Genomic DNA, 23524 nt, shown 5'->3' on the forward strand with positions numbered 1-23524 from the left:
TCGCCAGGATGTGAGGTGCTATCCGAGAGGGAACACGCGTGCCGCGTTATCGTGACAGACCGCGCGCAGCCAGTCGTCGCCGAGGTCCAGGCGTTCCAGTGCGAACAGCGCGTGCCCGTACGGGTAGGGGATGTTCGGGAAGTCGCTGCCGAACAGGATGCGGTCGCCGAGATCGCGGACGCGGGGGAGTTCGGCGGCGGGGAAGGGGTCGGCGGCCTCGAAGAAATCGGTGAAGTTCATGGTGGTGTCGAGCAGGACGCCGTCATGAGCCTGGGCGATGTCGAGGAACTCGCCGTACTCCGGAGCGCCCATGTGCGCGATGATCAGCCGCAGTCGCGGGAAGCGCCGCAGCAGGGCCTCGATGGGCTCGGGACCGGTGAATTCCCCGGCGGCGGGCCCGGATCCGCAGTGGATCACGACCGGCGTGCCCGCGTCCTGGATCAGGCCCCATACCTCGTCCAGCAGCGGATCGGCCGGGTGGTAGTGGCCGACCTGGATGTGCAGCTTGAAGATTCGCGTTCCGGCCTCCAGCGCCGCGCGCACGTATTCGGGCGCGCCCGGCTCCGGATAGAAGGTCGAGGTGTGCAGGCAGTCCGGCGTGCGGGCGGCGAAGTCGGCGGACCAGCTGTTGAGCCAGGCCGCCATGTCCGGTTTGTGCGGATAGATCATCGAGGTGAAGGCGCTGACCCCGAACCCCCGCAGCGTCTTCAGCCGCACCTGCTCCTCGTCGCGGTAGGTGATCGGCCATTCGCGGTGGCCCACCAGCGGTCCGGCGGTGTCGAAGTAGGTCCACACCTTGCGCAGCACCTGCTCGGGCATGAAATGCGTGTGCACGTCGATGAATCCGGGCAGCCCGAGCCGCTCGCGGAATCCGGTGACGTAGTCGAGGTCTGTTCCGCCGGTCACCGGTCGGTATCTCCTTCCGCGAACACCGTTCGCGCGTAATCGCCGACGCGGCCGATCAGCCGCTCGAAGAACTCCTCGGGCCCGGTCGCGACCACGATGTCCGCGTTGGGTTCCCGGCCCCACATCCCCGCCCAGTCGGCCACCGTGGTGGCGCGGGTGAGGGTTCCTGTCAACTCCACGTCGACCGTCGCGGGCTTGGTGACCGCCAGGCTCGGGTCCAGTGCCACCGCCGCCGCGAACGGGTCGTGCATGTGCGCCAGATAGCCCTGGTCGTAGAGCTTGTGGAAGTCGAAATAGAAGCGCACCGCGTCGGTGAGGAACCGCACCAGCGGATTGCTCGCCTTCGACCGGGTGTGCGGCGGATCGTCCTCGGTGACCAGCTCTACCGGTGTGCTGCCGGCCCGTTCGGCCAGCAGCGCCAGGTGCGGGGGCTTCATCTCGATGGTCTCGGTGATGTCGAGGGCGCACACGATCGGGCGGCGGTCGGCGGGCGCGGCGGAGAAGGCGTCGAAGACCTCCTTGGCCGCCTCCGGGTCCACGTGCACGTTCCACTCGTTGGTGGGGGTGGTGTTGCCCGGGTGATTGAACGCCCCGCCCATGATGACCAGCCGCCGGAGCAGCTGCGGCAGTTGCGGTTCCATGCGCAGCGCCAATGCGAGATTGGTGAGCGGACCGGTGCACAGGCCGACGATCTCGCCGGGGTGCTCGCGGGCCAGGTCGACCCACAGCTGCGCGGCCGTCCGATTCGACAGGGTCCGCTTGCTCGGCGGCAGCTCGGCGTACCCGACCCCCTGCGGCCCGTGCGTGTCCTCGGTGGTGCGCAGGGGCACCGCCAGGGGCGTCAACGCCCCTTGTGCCACTTCGATTTCCGGGGCCCGCGCGAGCTCGAGTAGCGCCAGATTATTGGCCGCGACCTGCGGTGCGGGCACATTGCCCGCGGTGGAGGCGATTCCGATGATCTCGGCCTCGGGGGAGGCGAGCAGGTAGAGCAGACCGAGGGCGTCGTCGATGCCGGTGTCGTTGTCCATGAGGATCTTCTGCCGCACAGGTCCGAGGGTAGCCGGACGGATGCCACCCGACTTTTATACGGGTGTCTGGAACGAATGTCTAAGACGCTGCTAGGGTGGGGGGATGGGAAATCGAGAAGACCTGCTGGCGGGTGCGCGTCAGGCCGTCCTGGAGCGCGGCCTGGCCAAGGTGACCGCCCGCGACATCGCCACCGCCGCCGGTGTCAGCCTCGCCGCCATCGGTTATCATTTCGGCTCCAAGGACCAGTTGGTCACCGAGGCCATCACCATGGGCGTCGGCACCGAGATCGGTGACGGCATGGAGGCGGCCATTCGCGACGCGGGGGAGGGGCGCACCCTCTGGGAGTCGTTGGCCGCCACCTGGAACGGCTTCGTCGACGTGATCCAGAGCAATCGCGACGGCCTGCTGCTCAGCACCGAGAACGGTCTGCAGATCGCGCGCGATCCCGCGCAACAGGTCTTCATGGCCGAGGCGAGCGCGGAGGCGCACCGGGATATCGCGGCCTCGGTTCAGGCGGTGCATACCGACCTGAGCGACGATCAGGCCGCCGCGGTCGCCAAGCTGCTGTTCGTGCTGTTCCAGGGCTTGGCCGTGCAAATGATCATCGCGCCCGGCGCGGATTGGATCGACGGCGACGAACTGACGACCGCGGTCGCGGCGATCCGCGGGAAGTGATCTCAGCTCGGCGGTACGTGCCGCAGCCGGGTGACAGCGATGACGGCCAGCAGTAAGGCGGCCCCCGCGGCGATCGCCGCGGTCAGGTGCATGCCGGTGAGGAAGGCGTGCTTGGCCGCCTCGGCGACGGTGCTGCCCAGCTTGCCCGGCATGGTGCGGGCCACCTCGAGCGCCGCGCCGAGCGTGTCGCGGGCCGCGCGGGCATCGGGGTCCGACATGCCGTAGGGCAGACCGGCATTGAGCTGGCTGCGGTAGATGGCGATGCTGATGCTGCCGAGGATGGAGATCCCGAGCGCGCCACCGAATTCGGCCCCGGTCTCCGAGAGCCCGGAGGCCGCCCCCGCCTGCTCCGGCGGCGCGGTGCCGACGATGAGCTCGGTGGTCACCCCGAAAACCGGTGCCAGACCGAACGACACCAGCAGCGACGCCACGATGGTGAGCTCCACCCCGCCCGAGGTGGTGATCTGGGTGAGCAGCAGCAGTCCGCAGGCGGCCAGGGCCATGCCCGCGCCGATCATGTACGCGGGCCGCACCACTTTCATGATGCGCGGCCCCAGCTGCGAACCGACCATGAAGCCCAGGCCGGCCGGGATGGTGGCCAGGCCGGCGCGCAGCGGCGACATGCCCAGGACCAGCTGGAAGTACTGGCCCACGAACAGGGCGTATCCGAACGCGACGAAGATGGCCACCATATTGATGGTCAGCGCGGTCCGGAAGCTGCCTAGTCGGAACAGGCGTAGATCCAGCATCGGCTCCGGCGTATTGAGCTGCCGCCGAACGAAGATCACTCCGATCGCGATGCCCGTGGCCAGCGCCGCCAGCGCGATGGGTCCGGGTCCGTCCTGCGCGGCCTGTTTCATGCCGAACACCACCAAGAGCACGGCTGCCGTGCACAGCGCGGCGCTCACCGGATCGAGGCGGCCCGCGTCGGGATCGCGGAATTCGGGCAGCACCCGGGGCGCGAGCACGATCAGCAGCACCATGACCGGCACCGCGAGCAGGAACACCGACCCCCACCAGAAGTGTTCGAGCATCAGCCCGCCCGCGAGCGGCCCGATGGAGCCGCCGACCGAGTAGGAGCCCACCCACACCCCGACGGCCACCGACCGTTGCCCCGGGTCGCGAAACATGGTGAAGATCAACGAGAGTGTGGAGGGCGCGAGGGTGGCCCCGGCGACGCCGAGCAGCGCCCGGCAGGCGATGAGCACCGGCGCGGACGGCGCGAAGGCCGCGATCACCGAGATCGCCGCGAACGCGGCCGCTCCGACCATCAGCAACCGGCGGCGTCCGATGCGGTCGCCGATGGTGCCCATGGTGAGCAGCAAACCCGCGACGAGAAATCCGTAAACGTCGATGATCCACAGCAATTGGGAACCGGTCGGCCGCAGGACCTCGCTGATCTGCGGTACCGCCAGGTGCAGGACCGTCAGGTCCATCGAGTAGACCAGGCACGCCAGTGCGAGCACCGACAGTCCGGCCCATTCCCGTCTCCCTGCCTTGGTGGCGCCGGCGTCGCTGGCGGCGGTGAGCAAGGGAGCAGGTGTGTCCACGGTGACGTCCTCCATCCGCATGTCGACATACGGGTCGACAATTTTGATGTCGGTTTCAGGGTCTCATTTATTAACGCCGTACGTGGGACAAGTGGGGCGTGTCGAAAACGCTGCATTGCAAGGCAATTCGACTATTTCGCGGATGTACTTACGGGTGTGCGTGCAGCAGCTTGTATACATTCGGCGAAGTTACGAACCGTCCGGTCGGGCTTTCCATTCGGGAACGCTCGATCCGTAGGCCGGAGCGGGCCACGGAAACTCCGGATACTCGCTCAATGCCGGGCCCGCGGTGTCCACCGCGGCGTGCGTCACCGCGTAGCGCGGATCCGGGACCTGCGCCGGCGCGTGCCCGGGCGTCCGGCCCGGCGCGGTGATCAGCCAGGACGCGGTGCGAGCCAGCGCGACCCGGACATCGCGTCCGCGACCGTCGGCGCGACGCGCGCACAGCGCGTCCAGCACGCCCGCCGCGAGCAGGTACCCGCTGGCGTGGTCGAGGGCCTGTGCCGGGAGGGCTCCCACGACCGGTTCGATGCGTGAATTATCCCGCGTGCCTTCGATCAGAGAAATTCCGGATGCGGCCTGCACGATGCTGTCGAAACCGCGCCGATCTCCCCACGGACCCTGTTCGCCCCACGCCGAAACTCGGCCGTGCACAATTCCCGGTCGAATATCGCCGGGCCGCACTCCGAGTCGTTCCAAGCTGCCCGGTCGGTAACCCGAGATGATTATGTCTGCATTGCTGATCAATTCGCGGAAGACCGGAAGTCCGGTGTGCAAATCGACTACAGTGGAACGCTTCCCCTGACACGTGTCCAGGAACTGCCAGTCGATCTCCGGCAGTTCCGGCGGGTCGATCCGCAACACATCGGCTCCCAGCAGGGCCAACGCCCGCGTCGCCACCGGACCGGCGATCACCCGGGTCAGATCCAGCACCCGGACCCCGCGCAGCGGCAGCATCGCCGTTGCCGCGCTGAGTGAGTCGAGCGCGCCCCGATCGTCGCGGGCGTCGAGCGCCACCAGCGGGCCGGACGCGGCGGCCTTGCCCTGCGGGCTGTCGGCCCACTCCTGCTCGGTGCGCACCCGGAACGCGATGGCCGCGTGCTCGGCGGCGCGCTGTTCGATATCGGCGGCCGTGAGCGTCGCGGCCCGCCGGGTGAAATCCTCGGCCCCGGCCTCGGCGGGCAGATCCAGCGCCGCCAGCAGGCGCGTCCGATGGTGCGGGTAGTTGGCGTGCGTGCGCACCCAGCCGTCCGCGGTCCGGAAGAAGCCCGACAACTCCGCGAACATTCGCGGCTGCCGCCCATCGATCCGCAGCAGCTTGTCGCTCTGGAAGGCCGCCGCGACACGGCCGGGATCGACGACGCTGCGCAGCGGCGTCACCCCGCAGACGTCGCGCCACCGGTCGGCCGCACCGGCGAAGGCCGCGACCGCGCCACCCGCCAGCGCCCAGACCGGCAGCGTCGCAGCCAGATTCGCGCCCGGATCGAGCGGCGGCCCCGGTGTCCCGGCGACCCCGATTCCGGTCTCGTAGTCGCGAATCAGTGCGTCATAGGTGGCCACGAGCCGACTCTAACTCCGGGACCACGTGCGAGCCCGACGCGAGATCTCGGGGCATACTCGTTCGGATGAGCGCCCATCGACTCCCCGGAACCACTTGGTTGCGCGAACTGAGGCCCGATCCCGCCCCCGAGACCGTGCTGGTGTGCTTCCCGCCCGGCGGTGGCTCCGTGGGCGCCTATCGGCAACTGGCCCAGCGCTTCGGCGCGGGCACCGCGGTCTTCGGCGTGCAGTACCCCGGGCGGCAGGACCGTCTCGGCGACCCGCCCGTCCCCGCGCTCACCGAACTGGCCGGGCACGCCGCCACCGACCTGCTGGCGTGGCCGAAAGACGTGCGGCTGGCCATCTTCGGGCACAGTATGGGCGCGACCGTCGCCTACGAGACCGCTCGCCGGGTCGAGGCGGGCGGGCGCGAGGTTACGCACCTGTTCGTCTCCGGCCGTCCCGCACCGGTGCACGAGGAGGCGGGGCGCCTGCACGAGGGCCCGGACGAGGGCCTCATCGCCGAACTCGAACGCCTGTCGAACGATCCGGCGTCGGTGCGCATCCTGCGCGACGAGCCGGGGCTGGCCGATCTGGTCCTCCCGGCGGTCCGCACCGACTATCGCGCGGTCGAGACCTACCGCCACCAGATCGGCGCACCGCTGCGCACGCCGATCACCGCGCTGATCAGCTCCTCGGACCCGACCACCTCGGCCGACCAGGCCGGGCAGTGGCGCGACTTCACCACCGCCGATTTCGATCTCGCCACCTTCGAGGGCGGCCACTTCTATCTGGATCTGCCCGAGAACATCAAGGCCCTCGCCGACTCGATCACCCGCGCGCTGGCCACGGCGTCGCCCGGCCACTCGAGGTGAGTCGGCCGGGCTGCCGCGGACGGTGCTCTCGCCGCCGCGGCGAGTTCGCCGTCAGCCCAGGTATTCCGACTCGAGCACCCGGTCCTTGAGCAGGGACTGGTACTCGATGTGGGTGTCGTGCTCCACGGTGCGCCAGGACTTGCCCTCGGCCTCCCGCATGTAGGCCAGGTAGTCCGGCGCGCCGGGAATGCGCATATTGTCGGCCACCACGATGGTGCCCGGGTGCAGCCAGCCCGCGTCGAGAATGTGCTTCAGGTCGGCGAGATACGCCGACTTGTCGTGGTCGACGAAGACGAAATCGACCGCGCCCTCGGTGATCCCGTGCTCCTCGGCGAGCGTGCGGATGGTGTCCCCGCCGTCGCCGATGGTGCCGACCACCACCGTCACCCGATCCGCGAACCCGGCGTGCGCGATGATGGCGCGCGCCACCTCGGCATTGGCGGCGCTGAACTCGACCGAGATCAGGCGCGCGCCCTCGGGCAGCACCCGCGCCGTGCGAACCGCGCTGTAGCCGACGTACGTGCCCAGCTCCAGGGCCAGCGTCGGATTCGCCCGGCGCACCGCGGCATCCAGCAGCAGGCCCTTCTCGTCGCCGACGTTGACCAGATTGGTGCGCGTGCGCGCGAACCGGTCGATCGCGTCCAGCACGCTGTCCGGGTTGCCCTGCTCGGCATGGGCCAGCACGTGATCGCGCACCGCGACCTCACGCCCGTCACCGAATTGGCCCGTGCGGGTGAACGTCCCGATTCCCCGGACGGTGCTGATCGCCGTGCGCACCGGATACACCACCCGCTGCAGGAACACCGACGCGATCGATGAGCCACCCATGAAAACCCCTTAAGTCACTTCGACAACCAGCGCGATTATGCACGCCCCGAAGCGGATTCGCCCGCGGCGGCCGGATCGGCCTGCTTGCGTCGTTGCCGAAGCGCGCGCATCGACACCTGCGATCCGCACCCGGGACTGCAGTAGCGTGCCGCCCGGTTGCGGGTGCGATCGACGAAGCCGAAGTGGCACGGGGGATTGCAGCATGCCTTGATCCGCATCCAGTCCCCGCGCTGCGCCGTCTCGGTCACCGCAGCGAGAACACTGCCCAGAACGCCGGGGACACCGGACGAGCCGGCGAGAAGTTGTGCCGTTTGCGCGGTGACGACCGTCGTCAGCGGATACCGGATACCGGCCTGCCGCAAGTACCGTTCCGCTTCGACGACCTGCGCGTCACCGATATCCGGATCGCCCGCGTGCGTCAGCAATGTCGTGACCAGTGCGTCGCGCAGCTCGCGTGCGGCCACCGCATCGGAGTCGGTCACCACGGTGGCCGTGTCGAGCAGGTCGCGCTGGGTCGCCCACCGCGCGAATCCCGCAGCCGTGCCGAAGATCTCGACGTTCCCCGCGCCGTCAGCTCTGGTGTTGACGAACGTCAACACCAGAGCAGCCGCATCGTCGTTCCACCGCGGTGTCTCCATGCCTTCACGATACCAACGCCTGATCGAGGTTAGCTCATTCGGTCGCAACTTGTTCGCGGAAACCTCTTGAAGAGTTGCGTTCTAAACCGCTACGGTCGCAACATGACGAATGAAGGAACTACCTCGCGAGTCTGGTTCATCACCGGCGCCTCCTCGGGCATCGGCCGCGAACTCGCAATTCAGGCGCTGGCGGCCGGTGAAGCCGTTGTCGCGGTGGCTCGCCACACCGAAACCCTTGCCGGACTGGCGCAATCCGACCAGCTGCTCGCCATCGAGGCGGACGTACGCGACGAGACGGTCGTCGCGAAGGCGGTCGGGCAGAGCGTGACTCGCTTCGGCCGTATCGATGTCGTCGCCAACCTCGCCGGCTACGGGCTCTTCGGAGCGGTCGAGGAAGCCTCCGACACGCAAGCACGGGCGATCTTCGACACCAACGTCTTCGGTGTCCTCAACGTCCTGCGCGCCACACTGCCGGTGCTGCGGAATCAGAGATCGGGGCACATTCTGCAAGGCTCGTCCTATTACGGTCAGACCGCCGATCCTGGCGTCGGGCTGCTCGCCGCGACCAAGTACGCCGTCGAGGGGCTCTCCGACGCGCTCGCCGCCGAACTGGCGCCACTCGACGTCCACGTCACTCTCGTCCAGCCCGGCCTGGTCGCGACACCGTTCCTGTCCAACCTCGCCGCGGCGACGGCAACCCACGCCGATTACGACCAGACGGTCCGTACCCTGCAACAGGCGATCGGGGCTCTGCCCGCCGAGGCCTTCTCCGCTGTCGAGCGCGTAGCGGCGGGCATCCGAACCGCCGTTGCCAGTGACAATCCGCCTCGCCGCCTCGCCCTCGGCGTCGCGGGATCCGACAGCATGCGCAGCGCCCTCGCCGCGCGCCTCGACGATCTCGACGCCTGGGCCGCCGTCACCGAACTGGTTGACGCCCACGCGGGATAGACGACTTCGGGCCGGGATCGCGCGGGCCGGCGACGACACCGATCCGCGCGATCAAGGCCCCGAGGCGACGGCCCGCCGCCGCGACAGCAGGTAGAGACCCACCCAGGAGACGACGACGCACACCACGACCAGCAGCCGTACCTCTGTCAATGCGCTGCGGGGGTAGAGCACGCCGGTGATGTAGTGGTCGATGAACCCGCTCGGTGGCAACCCCGCCTCGCCCGCTCGGTGGCGCGCCCAGTTCTCCAGATTCGTCAGCGGGCACTCGACCTTGAACAGCACGGTGCTGAACCCCCACCCGAAGGCGAGCAGATGCAGCCAGATCGTGCGCGGCCAGCGCCAGGCGATGAAGCCGCCCACCACGACATAGGCCACGAACGCGAAGTGCACGACCGCGGTCGCGTCGGCCAGCAGCCGGTAGACCATGACCCCAGGATAGGTGCGGGTCAGCCCAGGTACTCCGACTCCAGTACGAGATCTCTCAGGAGCGACTGGTATTCGACGTGGGTGTGGTGCTCGACGGTGCGCCACGTGGCGCCCTCGGACTCGCGCATGTACCGCAGGTAGTCCGGTGCTCCTGGAATGCGCACATTGTCGGCGACGGCGAGGCTGCCTGGGTGGAGCCAGCCGGCCTCCAGGATCGTCTTCAGGTCCGGCAGATAAGCCTTCTTGTCGTGGTCGAGGAAGACGAAATCGAGTGTGCCGCGGCCGAATCCGTGCTCGGATACCAGACGCTTCACAGTGTCGCCGCCGTCGTCGATCGTGCCGACGACAACGGTGACCCGATCGGAGAGCCCCGCGTGCGCCAGCAACGTGCGCGCGATCGACGCGTTGTCGGCATTGAGCTCCACCGACACCAGCCGCGCGCCCGGCGCCAGCGCCCGCCCGATCCGGACCGCGCTGTACCCGCAGTAACCACCCAATTCGAGGGCCGACGCGGGACTGGCTCGGCGCACCGCCGCGTCCAGTATCAGCCCCTTCTCGTCGCCGACGTTCACCAGCATGCTGCGGGTCCGCGCGAAGCCGTCGTACGCGGCGAGCACACTGTCCGGATCGCCGACCGTCCCGTGGGCGAGCACGTACGCCCGCGCCGCCTCCTCCCGGCCGTCGCCGACCTGACCCGTGCGTACGAAAGTCGGCCCGCCCAAGGCGAATCGGATCACCGACCAGCGCAGGAACGGCAACCGCTCCCGCAATGCATCAGCCACAGACTTAGCGCTCATGAGATCACCCGTCCTGGTGGGGGAGTGCGTGTGTCGATTATGGGCCGCGGTGGGAACGCGGGGTGGGGGAGCGCACGTGGATCGAATTCGGGAAACCCGCAGGGTAGGGGAGTTTCTCGTCCAATTCTGGCGGCCGCCCGATGCTCGGAGGAGCTGATTTCGACAATTAAGTCATATGATTACGTACATATGCGCATCTAAACATGAATGCTCACCTTCGCGAAAATGGTCGAGAAACAACCCCTCGCCTTCAAAGACAGCAAGGAGGGGAGGGGCTGGGTCGGTAAGGGAGTCGGCTACCAGTTGGAGGGTTCGTAGTCCTTGAGGAAGCAGCCGTACAGGTCGTCACCGGATTCGCCACGGACGATCGGGTCGTACACGCGGGCCGCGCCGTCGACCAGGTCGAGGGGTGCGTGGAAGCCCTCTTCGGCCAGCCGGATCTTGGTGTAGTGCGGTCGCTCGTCGGTGATCCAGCCGGTGTCGACGGCGGTCATGAGGATCTTGTCGGACTCGAACATCTCGCGGGCGCTGGTGCGGGTCAGCATGTTCAGCGCGGCCTTGGCCATATTGGTGTGCGGGTGGCCCGCGCCCTTGTAGCCGCGGGCGAAGACGCCTTCCATGGCGGAGACATTGACGACGTACTTGCGGCGGGCGGGGGCGGCGGCCATGGCCGGGCGTAGTCGGGAGATGAGGATGAACGGCGCGACCGAGTTGCACAGCTGCACCTCGAGCAGTTCGGTGGCGTCGACCTCGCCGACGTTCTGCACCCAGCTGTTGGTGTGGGCGAGGTCGGGCACCAGGCCGCCCGCGTCGATGGCGACGCCCTGCGAAATGCGTTCGGGGGTGGCCGATCCCGCGATCAGGGCGAGGTCGGTGATGTCGGCGGCGGTGAGGTTGGGGGTGAGGCTGGCGGTCAGCGCGGTGGGGTGGGCCTGCATGGTCTTGCCGAAGCTGATCACGTCGGGCAGTTCGCCGGCGGGCAGCGGTCCGTTCTCGGCTTCGACGAGGGCGCTGTAGGCGCCGACCGAGCGGCGCACGGTCTGCGCGGCGTTATTGATGAGGATGTCGAGCGGGCCCTGGGCGGCGACGTCGTCGGCGAGGGCGACGACCTGGGCGGGGTCGCGCAGGTCGATGCCGATGATGCGGAGCCGGTGCAGCCAGTCGGCGCTGTCGGGCTGGGCGGCGAAGCGGCGGATGGCGTCGTTGGGGAAGCGGGTGGTGATGGTGGTGTGGGCGCCGTCGCGCAGCAGGCGCAGCGCGATGTACATGCCGATCTTGGCGCGGCCGCCGGTGAGCAGGGCGCGCTTGCCGCTGAGGTCGGTGCCGGCGTCACGCTTGGCGTGGCTCTTGGCGGCGCAGTCCGGGCAGAGCTGGTGGTAGAAGGCGTCCACGCGGGTATAGCGCTGTTTGCATATGTAGCAGGGCCGTGCCCGCAGCAGGGTTCCGGCGCTGCCGCCTTCGGTGGCGGAGCTGATCGGGATCCCGGCGGTTTCGTCGTCGATGCGGTTGGGTGAGCCGGTGGCGGTGGCGGCCACGACTTCCTTGTCGGCGGTGGCGATGGCGTCGCGGGTGGCGATGCGCTTGTTGCGCTTGAACTTCTTGAACATGTGCCCGACGGCGCGCTGCACGGCGACGGAGTCCGGGTGGTCCTTGTCGAGCTGTCCGGCTTGTTCGAGGACGCGCAGGCAGGTGGCCAGGTCGGCGGGGTCGATGGCCGGGGCGTCGGTCGGGGTGGTCTGCTCGGCCATCGGAGCTGCGGTGATCCTTCGTGTGCGGGGCGGTGGACCGAGCCATTCTCCCAGAGCGCCGGGTGTGACGGTCGCCCGGCCGTGACCTGGGGCCGGGCGTGGTGGGTGGCGGCGGGGTCAGGTGGTGGCGATGCCGAGGGGTTCGAGCTGGGTGGCGTGGTGGTCGTGGCCGAGTTCGCGGGCGCGGTCGGCGAGCCGGGTGAGCAGGTCCGCGGGGATCTGGTCGCGGGCCTGAACGAGGGTGTGCCACACCGTGTCCAGGGTGTCGGGGGTGAGGGCGGCGTCGACGAGCGGGAGGGCTTGGGGCCAGAGGTCGTGGGTGGCGGTGGCGTCGATGATGGCGGTGAGGATGTGTTCGTCGTGGATGGCGGGGCGTTGGGCGAACAGGCGCAGGCTGTCGGGGCTCATGGCGCTGGTGATGGGCAGCAGGGTGGTCCAGGCGTCGAGTTCGGCGACGGCGGTGATGAGGCCGTCGAGGACGTCGTCGCCGAGGCCGGCGGTGATGTCGCCGATCCAGGCGCGGTTGTGGGGTGCGATGTTGTCGAGCAGGTCGATGCCTTCGGCCCACATCTGCTGGTCGTGGGCGGCGCGGATGATGCCGGGGACGCGGTCGGCGACGATGTGCAGGACGCGGTCGAGGGCGGTTTTGTCCTCGAGCAGGAAGCCGATGCGCAGCAGGTCGGGGTTGCTCATGACGGGGGCGGCGGCGCGCAGGGCGGGTTCGGGGATGACGTGGACGAAGCGGCCCATGGTGATGTGGTCGCCGCGGGACAGGAGTTGGCGTGCGACGTCGGTGACCAGGGTGGCGGGGACCGCGGTGATGATGGCGGCGGTGCGGCGGGGGTCGAGTTGGACGGCGGCTTCGGCGAGGAAGGCCGGGGTGAGGTTCTTGGCGATGTCGACCGCGCGGCGGGGTTCGACGGCGCTGGCGACGGCGGCGCACAGGATGGGTCCGAAGGCGCGTTCGGCGATCTTGGAGCTGATGGCGACGGGGACGATGGCGCTGGCGGTGGCGATGGCCTTCATGCGTTTGGCGTCGCGGTCGAAGAGCAGGTCGGTGACGCGTTCGCGGTATTCGCGCAGGGCGGCGGGTGGGAGGTCGACGAGGAAGTCGAGTTCGGTGGGGTCGTCGAGGCCCAGGACGCGGGCGAGTTTGGTGGTTTCGGCGACGGCGGCGAGGTGGTCGCTCATAGACCCAGTGCTTTCTTGACGGCGGGGCGCAGCAGGCGCGGGACGAAGTCGAGGGAGGAGCCGAGGGCTGCGTCGAGGGTGTCGCGGCGGTGGGTCTTGGCGGCTTCGAGGAGGCGGTGGAGTTCGGCCAGGTCGCTGTCGGGGAGCTGGTCGAAGGCTGCGGGCAGGGGTGCGCGCAGGGTGTCGCCGAGTTGGCGGGCTGGGTCGGACATCGTCGTCTTTCCGGTTGTGCGTACTGCCGGTACGGGATTCGATACTGGCAGTACGCTCGGTCCGAAATCAAGTGGGATTGTCGTGCGGAACTGCCGTACCGGCGGTACATGTATGCTGCGCGGGTGGTTCGTAGCAGTGCCGGGGGGACTCGGCTGGTGTCGCGTGAGGAGATCGTGGACGCGGCGATCCGGGTGATCGATCGGGCGGGTCCGCGCCCGAGCATGGATGACATCGCGCGCGAGGCGGGGATCACCAAGCCGCGGTTGTACCGGCAGTTCGCGGACAAGGGGGATCTGTTCACCGAGATCGCGGCGCGCATGTCGCGGCGGGCGTTCGCGGCCGCGGGCGCGGATATGACGTTGATGCTGCAGCCGCCGCGGGTGGCGTTGACGCGGGTGTTCGGTGAGTACGCGCGCGGAATCCTGGAGCATCCCAACGTTTTCCGGTATCTGGGGCAGGCCCCGGTGATCCAGCAGTCGGGCTCGGGGGTGCTGCAGCTGGATCTGGGGCGTGAGGCGGCGCTGCGGTTGGAGAAGCTGGCGCGGACGGTGGCCGAGGCGGTGCCCTTGGACACGGCGGGGCTGGACTATCTCTCGCGCGCGTTGACCGGTGCGATGGTGTCGATCACCGATCTGTGGCTGTCGGATTCGGATACGCCGTCAGCGGCGCAGACCGCGGAGTTCGTGGGGCAGGCCACGGAGTTGGCGTGGGGGTTGATCGACGGTTTCCTGCGGCGTCAGGGGATCGCCGCGGATCCGGACGTGCCGATTTTCACGACGTTCGCCGAGGTGAATCAGGCCCGCTCGGCCGAGTATTGACACGTTGTTGACACCACGCCAATAGCCGTGCACCCTAGGGGCGAGGCGCATTTGCGCACCCCCGTTCAGGCAAGCGAAGGATCTGCGATGGCACGCCCCGCATGGAGCGACGACGAGGTCGAGGCGGTACGGACTCTGGCGACCACCTTCTTCGAGAAGGAGGTGATCCCGCACACCGAGAAGTTCATCGAACAGGGCCACCCCGACCGCGCCCTCTACAACCGGGCCGGCGAACTGGGCCTGCTGTGCGCGGCCATCCCCACCGAATACGGCGGTGGCGGCGGCACTTTCGCCCACGAGGCGGCCATCATCGAAGCCCAGACCCACGCCGGGGACGGGTCCCTGGGCATGTCGGTGCACTCCTCGATCATCGCGCCCTACATCCACGAATTCGGTTCCGAGGAACTCAAACGGCGTGTGCTGCCCCAGGCGGCCAGCGGCGAGATGGTGCTCTCCATCGGCATGACCGAACCCGGCACCGGCTCGGACCTGCAGAACATCAAGACCCGCGCGGTGCGCGAGGGCGACGAGTACGTCATCACCGGCTCGAAGATCTTCATCTCCAACGGCTGGCTGTGCGACGGCATCATCATCGCCTGCAAGACCGACCCCACCCAGGGCGCGGCCGGCGTCTCGCTGATCTTCGCCGAGGTCTCCGACGAGACCCCCGGCTTCAAGCGCGGCCGCATCCTGTCCAAGATCGGCGGCAAGGCCCAGGACACCGCCGAGCTGTTCTTCGACGGCCTGCGGGTGCCCGCGTCGAACCTGCTCGGGCAGGCCGAGGGGCAGGGCTTCTATCAGATGATGCAGATGCTGGCCCAGGAACGCCTGGTCACCGCGATCCTCGCGGTCGCCATGACCGAGAAGGCCGTGCAGCTGACCGTCGACTACACCAAGGGCCGCGAGGCGTTCGGCAAGCCGCTCTACGCCATGCAGAACACCCGGTTCGAACTGGCCGAGTGCGCGACGATCGCCAAGGTCGGACGCGTGTTCCTCGACGACTGCATCAGCAAGCACCTGCGTGGGGAGCTCGATATCCCCACCGCGGCCATGTCGAAATACTGGTTGACCGATCAACTCGGTAATGTGGTGGATCGCTGCCTGCAGTTCTTCGGCGGCTATGGATACATGACCGAATACCCGATCTCGCAGTTGTACACCGGCGCTCGGGTCCTGCGAATCCTCGCGGGAGCCAACGAGGTGATGAAGGATCTCATTGCCCGCTCACTCTGACCCCACCGCGCCGCCAAGGCCCGGCGGTAACTCCGACCCCACCGCGCCACCCCGGCCCGGCGGTAACTCCGACCCTTCGGCAGACGACGGCGCCACGCGCCGTCGTCGCCTCGAGCCCGACGAACGTCGCGCGCAGATCCTGTCCTGCGCGATCGACATGTTCGGCGAGCGCCCCTACGCGGCGGTGTCGACCGCCGAGCTGGCCCAGCGGGCCGGGGTGGCGCGCGGGCTGATCAACCACTACTTCGGCAACAAGCGCGACCTGTACCTTGCGGTGGTGCGCCGCATGGTCACGCTGCCGCGGCCGGAGAAGATGGCGGTGCCCACCGGATCGCTGCGGGAACGAGTGGACGCCAGTGTCGCGTGGCTGCTCGACACCATCGGCGAGCACGGCAGCACCTGGGTCAAGGTCACCGGCCACGAAGGCGTCGGCGACGATCCGGAGGTGCAGCGCATCCTCGACGAGGCCGACTACGCCGCCGCCGATCGCATGGTGGCGATGATGGGTCTCGACGATTCGCTGCATTCGGCCGAATTGCGGGCGCTGGTGCGCTGTTACGGCGGTCTGGTCAAGGCCGCCGGGCGCGAGTGGATCGTGCGCGGCAGCCTGACCCGCGAGCAGGTGCACCACCTGCTCGCCGACGCCCTCACCACGCTGGTGGCCGAGACGTTCCCGAAGGTCGACGCGAACCCCTAGCGCACGCGAGAAGCCCTAGACGCTTGTGAGCTCCTCGACCTGCCAGTGAACCCCCGTGGTGGCGAGATGGTCGAGGAAGCTCGCGGCGTCGAAAGCCTGCGCGGGCGCGAGGGTTCCGGCCGGAGCGCCGTCGAGCGCGAGACGGCGTGCGGCCTCGACAGCGATGACCGCGGTGGCCGCGTACGGGTCGAACCCGCTCACCCAGCCCCGCGCCCGGCTGCCGTCGACACCGGTCGCCTCGGCCAGGACCAGCCAGCGCGACGCGGCCAAGGCGTCGGCGTCGGGGATCTCGGGAATCGTCTCGGCGACGTCACCACCCAGGCCCGCGAAGATCTCACCCATCTCGGTGCGGATCACCCCGCGCACGATCGGGGTGTCGAGGTGGCGGGGGATGGTGTAGACGCCCGGCAATGCCAGCGGCGTCACCGACACCGGGTCCGGTTCGCCGGGCTCGCTGAGGGTGGTGGCCGATGCGTTGGCCGATTGCCATGTCCGGTCGCGGTATTCGACCTGATCGAGCACGGCGATGGCGGCCATCGACCGGGCCGTGCCGCGCGAGGCCGCGCCCGGGCGGCGCAGATCGGCGATACGGACCTCCCGCAGCGGCGCGTCGAGGCGGGCGGCGGTGAGTGCGGCGATCAGGTCACCGGGCACCCCGTCATCGGTGACGGCCGGAACGACCGCCACCCCAGCCTGTTTCGCGGGCTCGTCATAGGTGGACAGGATCGTGTGCAGGTAGCCGGGTTCGCCGGTGGTGTCGATGTAATGGCCGCGGGCGGCGATCGCGGCCCGCACCACCGGCTCACCCCACAGGGTGAACGGTCCGGCGGCGTTGACGACGGCGTCGCTGTCGGCGAAGGCGGCGGCCAGGGCGGCGGTGTCGTCGAGGATGGCCACCCGGATCTCGGCGTCGGGGACCCCGGTGCGGGCGGCGACGGCCCGCAACCGGGTCTCGTCGCGGCCCACCAGGATGGGGGACAGGTCGCGGCGCGCGAGTTCGGCGACGATGAGCGAACCGGTGAAACCGCTCGCGCCGTGCACGGCAATACGCATGAGGGGCAACTCCATCGGGTGAAGGGATGCGGCCGGGAATCGACTCGCAACCCACGCTAGGCACGGCTACTCGGACGATCCATGCTCGAAAGTCCGGTCCCGATGTCCGATCGTCCGGGGCCGCGGGCGCCGCCGGTACGGTGGGATTCGTGGACATCCTCAGTGACGCGGTCGCCGCGATGCGGCTGGGCACACCGCATTCCAACCGCACCGTCCGGCACGGCAGCTGGCGTACCCACTTTCCCGCCGCCGGTAACAGCGCCGGTTTCCATGTCGTGCTGCAGGGTTCGTGCTGGCTGCTGCCCGACGACGGCGACCCGATCCACCTCCAGGTCGGTGACGTCGCGTTCATGCCCCGCAGCCGCGGCCACGCCATCGCCGACCGCCCCGACAGCGACCCCGGCCCCGCCACGGCCGGACCCGACACCGTATTGCTGTGTGGCGCTTACTCTCTCGACGACGCCCGCCCGCACCCCGCGCTGGCCGAACTGCCCGATGTGATCCATCTGCCCGCCCGCGTCGGCCACCACAGCCCGCTGCGCGCCGCGATCGACCTGCTCGGCCACGAACTCGACACCGCCGACGGATCCGGGGCCATCGCGCCCCTGCTCGAAGTGCTGCTGCTGTTCCTGCTGCGCGCCTGGCACCAGGCCCACCCCTCCGACACCGGATGGGTCGGCGCGCTGCGCGACCCGGCCGTGCACGCCGCGCTGCAAGCCATCCACGCCGACCCCGGTCAGCCCTGGACCGTGCAATCGCTGGCCGACCGCGCGGGCGTGTCGCGATCGGTGTTCGCGCAACGGTTCACCGCCACCCTGGGCATCGGCCCGCTCACCTATCTGACCTGGTGGCGCATGACCGGCGCGGCCCGGCTGCTGCGCGACACCGACCTGCTGCTGCGCGTCGTGGCCGAAAAGTCCGGATACGCCTCCGAATACGCGTTCGCCAAAGCGTTCAAACGCGAATTCGGGGTCGCACCGGGAAGATTTCGCGCCGGGGAATGCAATCCGATCATGAACCGTTGAGGCCCGGTATGGCATTCGACGGCTTGGGAACATTCGGCGTGTGGCAGCCCTATCCGCAGTTCACCCCGGAATCCGCGCGGGAGATCGAGGAACTCGGCTACGGCACGATCTGGCTGGGCAGCTCCCCGCCCGCCGACTTCGACGGCTACGAGCAACTGCTCGGCGCGACCGAATCACTGGTGGTCGCCACCAGCATCGTCAATGTGTGGGCCTCGGCGCCCGAAGCCGCCGCCGACACTTACCTGCGCCTGGACGAGAAATTCCCCGGCCGCTTCCTGCTCGGCATCGGCGCGGGCCACCGCGAACACACCGCGGACTACACCAAACCCTATGACGCGCTGGTCGACTACCTCGACGTCCTCGACGCCCGCGGCGTCCCCCAGCACGGTCGCGCTCTGGCCGCACTCGGTCCGCGGGTGGCGCGCCTGGCCCGCGACCGCACCGCCGGGGCGCTGCCCTACCTGACGGTCCCCGAACACACCGCCGAACTGCGCGGCATCCTCGGCCCCGAGGCCCTGCTCGCGGTCGAACACAAAGTGGTCCTCGACGACGACCCGGCCCGCGCCCGCACCCAGGGCCGCGACCGCGCCGGCTTCTACCTCGGGTTGAGCAACTACACCAACAACCTGCGCCGCTTCGGACTTGACGACACCGACCTCACCGCCCCCGGCAGCGACCGCTACGTCGACGCCGTCGTCGCCCACGGCGCCACCGACCAGGTCGCCGACCGGTTGAACCAGCACCTGCAGGCCGGAGCCGACCACGTCGCCATCCAGGTCCTCGGTGACGACGCCACCGCGGTCCTGCGCACCCTGGCCCCCGTTCTCACCACCAACCGGGACTGACACCGATTCCGGGCGACAGACATGATGCCTGTCGCCCGGAATCAGCCGCTTTCACTGGTTTTCGAGCCCGCTCACGGCCTTCTCCAGCCGGGAAGCCCGCGTTTTCGCCGTTCTCGTGCGCAGCACGTCCAACACGATCAGATACTGACCTGTGCGGTCGAGCGCCTCGAACGCGGCTCGCGCCCGCGGCCGCCCTGCCAAGGCCGCCGCTAAATCCTCGGGCACGGTGAAGTTCGCCTGCGACGGATACGCCGCCGCCCACCGCCCGTCCGCGCGCGCCGCCTGCACCTCCGCCAGCCCCGGCCCCCGCATCCGCCCCGCCGCCGTCAACGCCGCCACCTTGTCGACGTTCACCTGCGACCAGAAGCTTCCGGGCCGCCGCGGCACATACTTCTGCAGATAGAACTCGCCATCGAGGCCCTTGCGCTGCCCGGAGATCCAGCCCCAGCACAACCCCACATCCACCGCCTCGTCCTCGGTCAGCGACGCGATCCCCGACCCCTTCTTCGCCATCCGAATCCACACCCCCTCCGCGCGTCCGTGATTGACCTCGAGCCAGGCATCGAACGCCTCCGCATCACCGAACGCCACCGAATCCATACCCGCCACTGTCGCAGACCGCACCGACACCACCGCCGATCGCGGCTACCGGGCCACGCGACGCGACATCACCGCCTGCCCGAGCACGAGCACACCCGACACCAGCACCGCCACCCCGACCACCCGGAATCCGGCATCCGCGCCCGAAACGAACGCCGCGACAATCGCATCGGCACGCTCGGGCGCGAACGCTCGAGCCTGCGCCACGGTGTGCGCGCCGCCCGCGCGGACCTCCGACGGGAGAGCGGCCACGAAACGGGAGGTCAGGACGGTGCCGATCACCGCGACACCCAACGCGCTCCCGAACTCGCGGGTCGTGGCCTGCAATCCCGCACCCACCCCGGCCAGCGACTGCGGCAACGCGCCGGTGATCGCCGCCGACAAGGTCGGAAGAGCCAGCGTCACACCGATTCCGGTGACCACCAGCCACACCGCGTACACCAGGTAGGAGGTGTGCAGGCCGGTGGTGGACAGACCCAGCAGACCGCCGCCGACGAAACCGAACGCGATCGCGATCGTCGCATCCACCCCGATCCGGCCCGACAGCCGTCCGACATGGCGCGCGCCCACGATGACCGGAACCGTCAACGGAATGATGCCCAGCCCGGTGCGCAGCACCCCGAACCCTTTGGCGTACTGCAGGAACGACGCGTTCACATAGAACAGCGCGAACATCCCGAAGAACACCGCGGTCATGCCCAGGCAAGCGCTGCGCAACCCCGGCGACGCGAACAGTCGCGGATCCAGCAAGGGATGCTCCACCCGCAACTCGACCACCGTCCACACCGCGAACAGCACCGCCGCGCACCCGAATCCGGCGATCACCACGACACTGCCCCAACCCGCGACCGGGCCCTCCACGATCCCGACCAGCAGCGCCACCGACGCCGCGACCAGCAACACCGTGCCCACCGGATCCAAACGGCGATCGTGGCGGCCCGACACCGGCGCGACCCATGCCACCAACGCGGCCAGCACCCCCGCCAATGGTGCGGCCGCCACGAACAGCCACCGCCACGATCCGCCCGAAAGGACCGCGCCGCCACCGACATTGCCCAGCACGCCGCCGATTCCGGTCATCGACGCCCACGTCGCGATCGTCGCGGGCTTGCGATCGGCCGGCACCGCGTGCAACAACACCGCCAACGTATTGGGCAACACCGCCGCCGCCCCGGCGCCGGTGATCGCCCGGCCCGCCAGCAACACGCCCACCGACGGCGCCAGCGCCGAGACCAGCGCGCCGACCGCGAACAATCCCAGCCCGGCCAGCAGCACGCCCTTGCGCCCGAACCGGTCACCGGCCGCGCCACCGGGAATCACCAGGCAGGCGAACACGATCACGTAGGTGTCCACGATCCACACCAGCGCCGACGCCGACGGCCGCAGCGGACTCGCCGCCAGCATCGGAACGGCCAGATTGATCGCGGCCACCATCCCCACGACCAACACCACACACGCGCACATCAACGACACGAGCCCCCGCCGGACAACCGCATTGGGCGCGGTCACGGCCTGGGGGAGAAGGTTTGTTTGCATACAGTGCACGCTATGGACCAGGCTTACATCCGCGCGACGCAACTTTAGTAACCCAGAGTTGCATACGATGCAACAATGACCGAGCAGCTCGACCTGAACCTGTTGCGCGTCTTCGACGCCCTGCTCCAGGACGCCAGCGTCACCGCGGCCGCCGAACGCCTGCACCTGTCGATCCCCGCCACCAGCCGCGCCCTGGGTCGACTGCGCCGCGCCATGGGCGACCCCATCCTGGTGCGAGCCGGGCGCGCCATGGCCCCCACCCCGTTCGCGCTGCGCACCGCACCCCGCGTCCGGTCCCTCCTCGAAGAGGCCTCCGCCCTCATCAGCGCCGACCGCACCGTCGACCTCGCGGCACTGAAGCGCACCTTCGCCATCCGCATCAACGACGGCGTCGCCGCGACCCTGGTCACCGCCGCCGTCGCGGCCACCGCGGCCGCCGCACCCGGCGTGGTCCTGCGCTTCGTCCCCGAAGGCGACGAAAGCCTCGAAGCGTTACGTGACGGCACCATCGACCTCGACATCGGCGCCGACACCGCCGCCGCCCCCGACATCCACACCGCCGAGCTCTACCGCGAACACCTCGTCGGCATCGTCCGCGCCGAGCACCCGCTGGGCCGGCGCCGCCGCCCCACCCTGGCCCAACTCTGCAAACACCCGCACGTGTCCGCGTCGCGGCGCGGCCGCGCCCGCGGCCCCCTCGACGACGCGCTCACCGCCGAAGGTCTGCGCCGCCACGTCGCCGCCGTCGTGCCCACCTCCGCCCTTGCCGCCCTGCTGGTTTCACAAACCCCCTACGTCGGGCTGGTCCCGCACCGCCTCGCCGCCCACTACGGCGACACGTTGGGCCTGCGCTGGTTCGACATCCCCGCGCCCCTGCCCGAAGTCGACATCCGGCTGCGCTGGCACGCCCGCCTCGACGCCGACCCCGCCCAACGCTGGCTCCGCGACACTCTGCGCACCGCGCTGGGTTCGCCGGGCGCATAACGGTTCCCACTTCGCCAGGTCCGAAACCCCCAATCCCGCCCCAAAATTGTCCCAGACACACCTTGCCGGGGTGGTGGTGGCGCCGCTACCGTGGATCGATGACGACCCACAGCTCCGCCACCGCTGCCGGACTGCCCGCCGGAGTACACGGCGCCGCCGACCCCCGATTCGATTCCGCCATACGGACATTCGCCCGCGTCCTGGCCGGACGCCGCGGCAACGGCGGCGCACTCGCGGTGTATCAGGACGGCGAACTGGTCGTCGACATCCACGCCGGCGCCGCCGACGCCCACGGCACACCCTGGACCGCCGACACCGGCGCCATGGTGTACTCCGCGTCCAAAGGTGTCTCGGCCACCGTCCTCGCGCGCCTGGCCGATCGCGGCCTGCTCGACTACGACGCCCCCGTCGCCGAGTACTGGCCCGAATTCGCCGCCAACGGCAAAGGCCGGATCACCGTCACCGAACTGCTCAGCCACCGCGCCGGACTCTCGGGCCTGCCCGCCGTCACCCCCGACGAAGTCCTCGACCACGAACTCATGGAACAACGCCTCGCGGCCGCGAAACCCGATCACCTGCTGGGCAAACCGATCTACCACGCACTCACCATCGGCTGGCTCATGGCCGGCCTCGCCCGCGCCATCACCGGCCACGACATGACCCGCCTCTACCGCAGCGAGGTCGCCGAACCCCTCGGCGTCGACGGCATCCACCTGGGCCGCCCACCCGCCGGATCCCGCACCCGCCCCGCCGACCTGGTCGGATCGCTGAAAAACCTGGCCGAGCACACCATTCCGGGCCCGGTCGCCACCGCCGTCCCGCAACTGCCGCGCCTGCTGCGCTCCCCGATCTCCTCCATCTACGTCCCCGGCCTGGAATCGATCTTCCGCGGCGACCGCCCCACCATCCTCGACACCGCCCTGCCCGCCGGCAATGCCGTGTGCACCGCGCCCGCCCTGGCCAAGATGTACAGCGCCCTCGCAGGCGGCGGCACCGTCGACGGCCGCACCTACCTGTCGCCGGAAACCGTTCGGGGCCTGCAACGAATCCGCACCTACCAGCTCGACCGCGCCCTGGTCATCCCGTTCTGGCACGTCGGCTACCACAGCTTCCCGTCCCCGCACGCCCCGCGCGGCTACGGGCACATGGGGTTGTTCGGATCGATGGGCTGGGCCGACCCCGACTCCGGTGTGGCCGTCGGATTCGTGCACAACCGCATGTCCGCGGGCTGGAGTCCGGTCGACCAAACCCTGTTCGTGGCCCTGCTGCACCTGATCCTGCGTGGCGCCCGCCAACCCGCCGCGCTCGCCGTCGAGCGCACCGCCGGAGCCGCCTGACCCGCGAGTCGATCTTGCCCACTGCTGCAACGG

General features: G+C 69.4%; 24 protein-coding genes. 10 read left to right on the top strand and 14 right to left on the bottom strand.

Going from position 1 to position 23524, the window contains the following annotated elements:
* Positions 1-18 precede the first annotated feature (18 nt).
* Both ACQP06_RS17080 and ACQP06_RS17085 read right to left on the bottom strand, forming a co-directional pair.
* Positions 19-906 (bottom strand): amidohydrolase family protein, encoded by an 888-nt coding sequence (locus ACQP06_RS17080; RefSeq protein WP_433673107.1) that lies wholly within the window; start codon positions 904-906, stop codon positions 19-21.
* Positions 903-1934, bottom strand: coding sequence for a nucleoside hydrolase (locus ACQP06_RS17085; protein ID WP_433673348.1), 1032 nt, complete (start codon positions 1932-1934; stop codon positions 903-905). The genes ACQP06_RS17080 and ACQP06_RS17085 overlap by 4 nt, the downstream gene beginning before the upstream one ends.
* Positions 1935-2037: 103 nt before the next feature.
* Between ACQP06_RS17085 and ACQP06_RS17090 the strand changes: the two genes are divergently transcribed.
* Complete coding sequence (locus ACQP06_RS17090; RefSeq protein WP_433673108.1) at positions 2038-2610, top strand: TetR/AcrR family transcriptional regulator; 573 nt, start codon at positions 2038-2040, stop codon at positions 2608-2610.
* A gap of 2 nt (positions 2611-2612) precedes the next feature.
* On the opposite strand, the gene ACQP06_RS17095 is transcribed toward ACQP06_RS17090, so the two are convergent.
* Both ACQP06_RS17095 and ACQP06_RS17100 read right to left on the bottom strand, forming a co-directional pair.
* The gene (locus ACQP06_RS17095) at positions 2613-4175 is read right to left on the bottom strand and encodes an MFS transporter (protein WP_433673349.1); all 1563 of its coding nucleotides are present in this window, start codon (positions 4173-4175) and stop codon (positions 2613-2615) included.
* Between the two features lie 174 nt (positions 4176-4349).
* Entirely contained in the window at positions 4350-5720 is a 1371-nt protein-coding gene (locus ACQP06_RS17100) for a CoA transferase (protein ID WP_433673109.1), read from the bottom strand.
* 65 nt (positions 5721-5785) lie between these two features.
* On the opposite strand from ACQP06_RS17100, the gene ACQP06_RS17105 reads away from it, so the two are divergent.
* Positions 5786-6574 carry a thioesterase II family protein gene (locus ACQP06_RS17105; protein ID WP_433673110.1) on the top strand — a complete coding sequence of 263 codons (789 nt, stop codon included), beginning with the start codon at positions 5786-5788 and terminating at the stop codon, positions 6572-6574.
* Positions 6575-6625: 51 nt separating this feature from the next.
* Here the strand turns inward: ACQP06_RS17105 and ACQP06_RS17110 are convergent, their stop codons facing one another.
* Both ACQP06_RS17110 and ACQP06_RS17115 read right to left on the bottom strand, forming a co-directional pair.
* Positions 6626-7402, bottom strand: a complete 777-nt coding sequence (locus ACQP06_RS17110; protein ID WP_433673111.1) for an O-methyltransferase — start codon at positions 7400-7402, stop codon at positions 6626-6628.
* A 35-nt stretch (positions 7403-7437) separates the two neighbouring features.
* A complete protein-coding gene (locus ACQP06_RS17115) occupies positions 7438-7998 on the bottom strand; it encodes a CGNR zinc finger domain-containing protein (RefSeq protein WP_433673112.1) in 561 nt (186 codons plus the stop codon).
* A gap of 144 nt (positions 7999-8142) precedes the next feature.
* Between ACQP06_RS17115 and ACQP06_RS17120 the strand changes: the two genes are divergently transcribed.
* Positions 8143-8988 carry an SDR family NAD(P)-dependent oxidoreductase gene (locus tag ACQP06_RS17120; protein ID WP_433673113.1) on the top strand — a complete coding sequence of 282 codons (846 nt, stop codon included), beginning with the start codon at positions 8143-8145 and terminating at the stop codon, positions 8986-8988.
* A gap of 51 nt (positions 8989-9039) precedes the next feature.
* Here ACQP06_RS17120 and ACQP06_RS17125 read toward each other — a convergent pair whose 3' ends face one another.
* From ACQP06_RS17125 to ACQP06_RS17145, 5 genes are all read right to left on the bottom strand, one after another.
* On the bottom strand, positions 9040-9414 hold the full coding sequence (locus tag ACQP06_RS17125; RefSeq protein ID WP_433673114.1) for a DUF2784 domain-containing protein: 375 nt from the start codon (positions 9412-9414) through the stop codon (positions 9040-9042).
* A 20-nt stretch (positions 9415-9434) separates the two neighbouring features.
* On the bottom strand, positions 9435-10211 hold the full coding sequence (locus ACQP06_RS17130; protein WP_433673115.1) for an O-methyltransferase: 777 nt from the start codon (positions 10209-10211) through the stop codon (positions 9435-9437).
* A 296-nt stretch (positions 10212-10507) separates the two neighbouring features.
* On the bottom strand, positions 10508-11959 hold the full coding sequence (locus ACQP06_RS17135; RefSeq protein WP_433673116.1) for an SDR family NAD(P)-dependent oxidoreductase: 1452 nt from the start codon (positions 11957-11959) through the stop codon (positions 10508-10510).
* Between the two features lie 117 nt (positions 11960-12076).
* Positions 12077-13150, bottom strand: coding sequence for a hypothetical protein (locus tag ACQP06_RS17140; protein ID WP_433673117.1), 1074 nt, complete (start codon positions 13148-13150; stop codon positions 12077-12079).
* On the bottom strand, positions 13147-13362 hold the full coding sequence (locus ACQP06_RS17145; protein WP_379099041.1) for a hypothetical protein: 216 nt from the start codon (positions 13360-13362) through the stop codon (positions 13147-13149). The genes ACQP06_RS17140 and ACQP06_RS17145 overlap by 4 nt, the downstream gene beginning before the upstream one ends.
* Positions 13363-13485: 123 nt before the next feature.
* On the opposite strand from ACQP06_RS17145, the gene ACQP06_RS17150 reads away from it, so the two are divergent.
* The 3 genes from ACQP06_RS17150 to ACQP06_RS17160 all read left to right on the top strand — a co-directional run bounded on the left by ACQP06_RS17150 (position 13486) and on the right by ACQP06_RS17160 (position 16111).
* Positions 13486-14181 (top strand): TetR/AcrR family transcriptional regulator, encoded by a 696-nt coding sequence (locus ACQP06_RS17150; protein ID WP_433673118.1) that lies wholly within the window; start codon positions 13486-13488, stop codon positions 14179-14181.
* Between the two features lie 87 nt (positions 14182-14268).
* Positions 14269-15414, top strand: a complete 1146-nt coding sequence (locus ACQP06_RS17155) for an acyl-CoA dehydrogenase family protein (RefSeq protein WP_433673119.1) — start codon at positions 14269-14271, stop codon at positions 15412-15414.
* 136 nt (positions 15415-15550) lie between these two features.
* Positions 15551-16111 carry a TetR/AcrR family transcriptional regulator gene (locus ACQP06_RS17160; protein ID WP_357083974.1) on the top strand — a complete coding sequence of 187 codons (561 nt, stop codon included), beginning with the start codon at positions 15551-15553 and terminating at the stop codon, positions 16109-16111.
* 15 nt (positions 16112-16126) lie between these two features.
* Here the strand turns inward: ACQP06_RS17160 and ACQP06_RS17165 are convergent, their stop codons facing one another.
* Positions 16127-17164, bottom strand: coding sequence for a saccharopine dehydrogenase family protein (locus tag ACQP06_RS17165; protein WP_433673120.1), 1038 nt, complete (start codon positions 17162-17164; stop codon positions 16127-16129).
* Positions 17165-17313: 149 nt separating this feature from the next.
* Here ACQP06_RS17165 and ACQP06_RS17170 point away from each other — a divergent pair, with 149 nt between their 5' ends.
* Positions 17314-18189, top strand: coding sequence for an AraC family transcriptional regulator (locus tag ACQP06_RS17170; RefSeq protein ID WP_433673121.1), 876 nt, complete (start codon positions 17314-17316; stop codon positions 18187-18189).
* An 8-nt stretch (positions 18190-18197) separates the two neighbouring features.
* A complete protein-coding gene (locus ACQP06_RS17175) occupies positions 18198-19034 on the top strand; it encodes an LLM class F420-dependent oxidoreductase (RefSeq protein WP_433673122.1) in 837 nt (278 codons plus the stop codon).
* A 51-nt stretch (positions 19035-19085) separates the two neighbouring features.
* On the opposite strand, the gene ACQP06_RS17180 is transcribed toward ACQP06_RS17175, so the two are convergent.
* Together ACQP06_RS17180 and ACQP06_RS17185 are read right to left on the bottom strand one after the other, a co-directional pair.
* On the bottom strand, positions 19086-19634 hold the full coding sequence (locus ACQP06_RS17180) for a YdeI/OmpD-associated family protein (RefSeq protein ID WP_433673123.1): 549 nt from the start codon (positions 19632-19634) through the stop codon (positions 19086-19088).
* A 45-nt stretch (positions 19635-19679) separates the two neighbouring features.
* Positions 19680-21170, bottom strand: coding sequence for an MFS transporter (locus ACQP06_RS17185; protein WP_433673124.1), 1491 nt, complete (start codon positions 21168-21170; stop codon positions 19680-19682).
* Between the two features lie 75 nt (positions 21171-21245).
* Here ACQP06_RS17185 and ACQP06_RS17190 point away from each other — a divergent pair, with 75 nt between their 5' ends.
* Together ACQP06_RS17190 and ACQP06_RS17195 are read left to right on the top strand one after the other, a co-directional pair.
* Complete coding sequence (locus ACQP06_RS17190; RefSeq protein WP_433673125.1) at positions 21246-22154, top strand: LysR family transcriptional regulator; 909 nt, start codon at positions 21246-21248, stop codon at positions 22152-22154.
* Between the two features lie 98 nt (positions 22155-22252).
* Positions 22253-23491, top strand: a complete 1239-nt coding sequence (locus tag ACQP06_RS17195) for a serine hydrolase domain-containing protein (protein WP_433673126.1) — start codon at positions 22253-22255, stop codon at positions 23489-23491.
* Positions 23492-23524 lie beyond the last annotated feature (33 nt).

It is taken from the genome of Nocardia sp. CA-136227 (genome assembly GCF_050955695.1).
Lineage (GTDB): Bacteria > Actinomycetota > Actinomycetes > Mycobacteriales > Mycobacteriaceae > Nocardia.